This window comes from Methylobacterium sp. GC_Met_2, assembly GCF_026540795.1.
In the GTDB taxonomy this organism is placed as follows: Bacteria; Pseudomonadota; Alphaproteobacteria; order Rhizobiales; family Beijerinckiaceae; genus Methylobacterium.
Genome location: NZ_JALNUM010000210.1, coordinates 1 through 4,510 on the forward strand (window position 1 = coordinate 1; position 4,510 = coordinate 4,510).

At 64.2% G+C, this 4,510-nt stretch carries 3 protein-coding genes; 2 read left to right on the plus strand and 1 reads right to left on the minus strand.

Going from position 1 to position 4,510, the window contains the following annotated elements; translation table 11 throughout:
- Positions 1–201: 201 nt before the first annotated feature.
- Complete coding sequence (locus tag OXS49_RS32645) at positions 202–945, minus strand: sugar transferase (RefSeq protein WP_267428663.1); 744 nt, start codon at positions 943–945, stop codon at positions 202–204.
- Between the two features lie 1,192 nt (positions 946–2,137).
- Here OXS49_RS32645 and OXS49_RS32650 point away from each other — a divergent pair.
- Together OXS49_RS32650 and eutC are read left to right on the plus strand one after the other, a co-directional pair.
- Positions 2,138–3,541: an ethanolamine ammonia-lyase subunit EutB gene (locus OXS49_RS32650; protein WP_267428664.1), complete on the plus strand. Its 1,404-nt coding sequence runs from the start codon at positions 2,138–2,140 to the stop codon at positions 3,539–3,541.
- Entirely contained in the window at positions 3,538–4,344 is an 807-nt protein-coding gene (gene eutC, locus OXS49_RS32655; RefSeq protein ID WP_267428665.1) for an ethanolamine ammonia-lyase subunit EutC, read from the plus strand. The genes OXS49_RS32650 and eutC overlap by 4 nt, the downstream gene beginning before the upstream one ends.
- Positions 4,345–4,510 lie beyond the last annotated feature (166 nt).

Genomic DNA, 4,510 nt, shown 5'->3' on the forward strand with positions numbered 1-4,510 from the left:
TAGCCATGGTCAGTAGGAAAAATCATGCTTGCATGGGCGATCGTGTTTCTGGTCTGTCTCGGCTACTTCATGAACGAAGCTCGCCGCGCGCCGATCGTCGAGGACACCGCGGGTGACGATGCGCGAATAGATCGGCTGGATGAGCGCCGTTTCGAGTCACCGGTCGCTTGGCGCCACTCACCCTGCCGATGACGACCCGGATCAGTAGGCGTCGGACCGGCTTGGCAAGATGTGTAGCGCCGTTGCGACCAGGATCTTGAGATCCAGAGCTAGGCTACGGTTCTCGACGTACCAGAGGTCGAGGTCGATTCGGCGTCGCATGTCGGCGACCTCAGGCGTAGCGCCGCGTGAGCCGTTGATCTGCGCCCAGCCGGTGATGCCCGGCCGCACGGCAAATCGCTGGCGGTAATTCGAGATGAGCGCGCCATAATGGCTGTCGTGAGCCAGCGCGTGCGGACGCGGACCGACCAGTGCCATGTCTCCACACAGCACGTTGAGGAGCTGAGGCAGTTCGTCGAGGCTAGTCTTGCGCAGGATCGCCCCCAACCCGGTCAAACGCGAATCACCACGCTGAGCCTGGCGCACAACTGCGTCGTCCTCCTGAACGTGCATCGTGCGGAACTTGTAGATTAGGAACGTGCGTCCGTTCAAACCAGTACGGGTTTGGCGGAACAGAGCTGGTCCGCGACTATCAAGTCGGATCATCAGGGCGATTGTCGCCAACAGGGGGGCGAGCAGGACCAAGATTAATGCCGCGATGGATACATCGAAGCTCGTGCGCAAAACTGAGTGTGTATCCGGCAGATCAGCCAGCCCAGCTAAATCCACTTCGCCGCTGCCGACCAGCTCGCGCTTGATCGAGTCCATTTGTTTTTGCCCACCGTTTCTGAAGAGCCCCTTTTCCGGGGGGGCGAAGACTGCGCGGATCCTGTATTCAAAAATCATGTCCTATTTTGGGTCCGTTCGCAATTGCGAAATTAAAACGCGCTTAACCCCGTTTCGAGGCATAGCAAGGCATTACGTAGGTAGTCTGAGGCGAGCGGTCTTGGTGCTGGATGGGCCAGACGCAGACTAAGGAAGAATGAGCGTTGAGCCGACCGCTCCTGAGGTGCACGTTGTCGGTGGAGATACTGGTCCGCCTCCCTTGCAGAGATTGCGTAGTGGAACGGTAAGCACTGCTGTAGCCAGCCAAGCATTCGAAGCGGCCGTCGTCGAATCCATTCCCACACATGGCGGCCCCGGAGTGCGGCATTAAAATAGCCGCCTGGGTTGACGCAAGGCACAGCTCCATCACAGTCCGTTGGAATCCTAGCTTCAATCATCGCGCGAACCACTTTGCGGAATTTCAGACGGCAATTATAGAATTCATAATCCTACAGCAATACTGAAACGCTAGTAAATTAATATCAATAAATTAAGAAGTACGACTCAGTATATTGTATAGATCCATAGCGTAGCAGTTATGTATTTCGTAGATAAGGTGATAAGCGAAAGATTTCAGGACTGTATGTCTGATCTCCTGTTGATTTTCTGATCATGTCGCGCCGTCCGCAGCAACCCGATGTATGGCGCTACTTGTAAAACTATCGCCGCGGCGTTTTGGCAAAACGAACCCATTCCGGGCCGCGGGTCTCGGCGAATGAGGTCGGCACAGGTCTCTTGTGAAAATTATAGTGCTTCTCTGCTACAGATGCTCCGCAGTAAGCACATTAGGAAACGCGGTTCTAGCGAGGCCGACGCTGACTGTCAGTCCTTTCGTAGAATTTTTGCAAGATAACTGACAGGAAAATGCGCAACAAAGAGCTGTTTAATGTTGCCGTTGTCAGCTCGCGCCTCGGGAAAAACGGTCTTTCAGGCAGATCCTACCAGCACAGATCGTCAAGTGATGTCAAAGCGGACAGATTGAGATGCTGCGGGACTCGGCAACACCATCATTCGCTCCGGTTGTTAGCGCTTTGACACTACGGCGATGATGGTTGTGGTCCCGCAACTAATCATACTCATCAGCCTTGTGCACCTTGCGGGTGGTAAGCCACGCTACGCCGACTTCGAGCGCGCTGACGGCGCGAGGCAATCCTCGCAATCTAGCTGGCCCTCGGTATACCTGACACCGAACAGCTCGCCCGGAGCGCCGGCCATGGCATACGCGACGACGATTGAAAGCACACGCTTCACCTTTCCCGACCTGCGCAGCCTGCTGGCCAAGGCGACGCCGGAGCGGTCCGGCGACCAGCTCGCCGGGCTCTGCGCCGAGGGTCCGGTGGAACGCCTCGCGGCGCAGATCGCCCTGGCCGACCTCCCGCTGAAGACCTTCCTGGCCGAGGAGCTGATCCCCTCGGAGGAGGACGAGGTCTCGGACCTCATCGCGCGCCGGCACGACGGACAAGCCTTCGCGCCGGTGGCGTCGCTGACGGTGGGCGCTTTTCGGGAATGGCTGCTCGCCCCGGCGGCCGATGCGGCGGCGCTGACAGCCCTCGCCCCCGGACTCACGCCCGAGATGGTGGCCGCCGTTTCAAAAGTTTGCCGGCTGCAAGATCTCGTCGCGATCGCCGCCAAGCGGCCGGTGGTGACGCGTTTCCGCTCCACGATCGGCCTGCCCGGCCGCCTCGCCACCCGCAACCAGCCGAACCACCCGACCGATTCCTCGGCCGGCATCCTGATCTCGGCGCTGGACGGCCTGCTGATGGGCTCGGGCGATGCGGTGATCGGGGTGAACCCGGCGACCGATTCGCTGCCGGACTACATCCGCATCGTCGAGCTTCTGGAGACCCTGCGCCTGCGCCTGAACGTGCCGACCCAGCATTGCTGCCTCGGCCACGTCACCGTGGCGATCGACGCGATGGCGAAGGGCGCGCCGGTGGATCTCGTGTTCCAGTCGGTGGCGGGCTCGCAGAAGGCCAATGCCGGCTTCGGCGTCGATCTCGCCGTGCTGCGCGAAGCCTCCGAGGCGGCCCGGGCGCTCGGCCGCTGCCCGGAGGGCGGGCAGTACATGTATTTCGAGACCGGCCAGGGCTCGGCCCTCTCGGCCGATGCCCATTGGGGCATCGACCAGCAGACCATGGAGGCCCGCGCCTACGCGGTGGCGCGGGAGTTCGATCCGCTGCTCGTCAACACGGTCGTGGGCTTCATAGGGCCGGAATACCTCTACAACGGCAAGCAGATCATCCGGGCCGGGCTGGAGGACCATTTCTGCGGCAAGCTTCTCGGCCTGCCGATGGGGGTGGACGTCTGCTACACCAATCACGCCGACGCCGACGGCGAGGACATGGACGCCCTCCTGACCCTGCTCTGCGCGGCGGGCGTCAACTTCGTCATCACGGTGCCGGGAGCGGACGATGTCATGCTGAACTACCAGTCCCTCTCCCACCACGATGCGGTCTTCGCCCGCGAGACCCTGGGCCGCCCGCCAGCCCCGGAATTCGAAGCGTGGCTGCGCGAGGTCCGCATCACGGACGCGCAGGGCCGGCTCGCCAGCGCGCCGGGCGAATTGCCCCCGGCTTTGGCCGAGGCGTCGCGCCTTCTGCCGGGGCGGGCGGCATGAGCGCGCCCGCGGAGTCCAAGAGCGCGCCCGCGGAGTCCAGACGTGCCGCAACCCCGTCGCTGCGCGACCTGCGCGCGCTGACCCAGGCCCGCATCGCGCTGGGCGCCCACGGCGCCGGCCTGCCGACCGGGGCGGCCCTCGCCTTCGGGCTGGACCATGCCCGGGCCCGCGAGGCGGTCTGGACGCCCCTCGACGCGGGGGCGATCCGCGAGGCCCTGCGGGCCGAGGGGTTCGAGTCGGTCGCGCTCCACGCCAACGTTGCCGACCGGGCGGAATACCTGCGTCGGCCGGATCGGGGCCGCATGCTGCACCCGGATTCGGAGGCGGCCCTCGACGGGCTCGGCCAGGGCTTCGACGTCGCCCTGGTAATCGCCGACGGGCTCTCGGCCACGGCGGTCGCACTCAACGCGGTGCCGACCGCCGCCGCGCTCGCCGCGCGGGTCCGCCGGGACGGCTGGAGTCTGGCCCCCGTCGCGGTGGTGCAGCAGGGCCGGGTCGCGATCGGCGATCCCATCGGCGCCCGCCTGAAGGCGCGCTGCGTCGTCGTGCTGATCGGCGAGCGGCCGGGCCTGTCCGCCTCCGACAGCCTCGGCTGCTACATCACCTTCGCGCCGGAACCGGGCTTGCCGGATTCCCGGCGCAACTGCATCTCGAACATCCGGCAGGACGGGCTCGCGGTCGAGGCGGCCGCCGACCAGATGGAATCCCTGCTGCAGGCCATGATGGCGCAGCGGACCAGCGGCGTCGGCCTGCGCCGGGAGAGCCTCGTGAGCCCGCCGGCGCCGTCCCTCCCGAACGCGTAGGGCGCCCTCCCGCGAGGCGCATCAGGTCGTGGTTTCGACAGGGCGCGCCCTGTCGCGGGTCCAGGGCAGAGCCCTGGTCACCCTCTCAGAGCTCCGCCCTGAGAACCCGCCAAAGGGCTGAAGCCCTTTGGAAACCCGGATCCGGGCAGCAGCTGGGACAGCCGGA

Excerpts from the sequence above, each read along its gene's own strand:
- OXS49_RS32650 (WP_267428664.1), top strand. The coding sequence starts at position 2,138 with ATGGCATACGCGACGACGATTGAAAGCACACGCTTCACCTTTCCCGAC.
- eutC (WP_267428665.1), top strand. The coding sequence starts at position 3,538 with ATGAGCGCGCCCGCGGAGTCCAAGAGCGCGCCCGCGGAGTCCAGACGT.
- OXS49_RS32645 (WP_267428663.1), bottom strand. The coding sequence starts at position 945 with ATGATTTTTGAATACAGGATCCGCGCAGTCTTCGCCCCCCCGGAAAAG.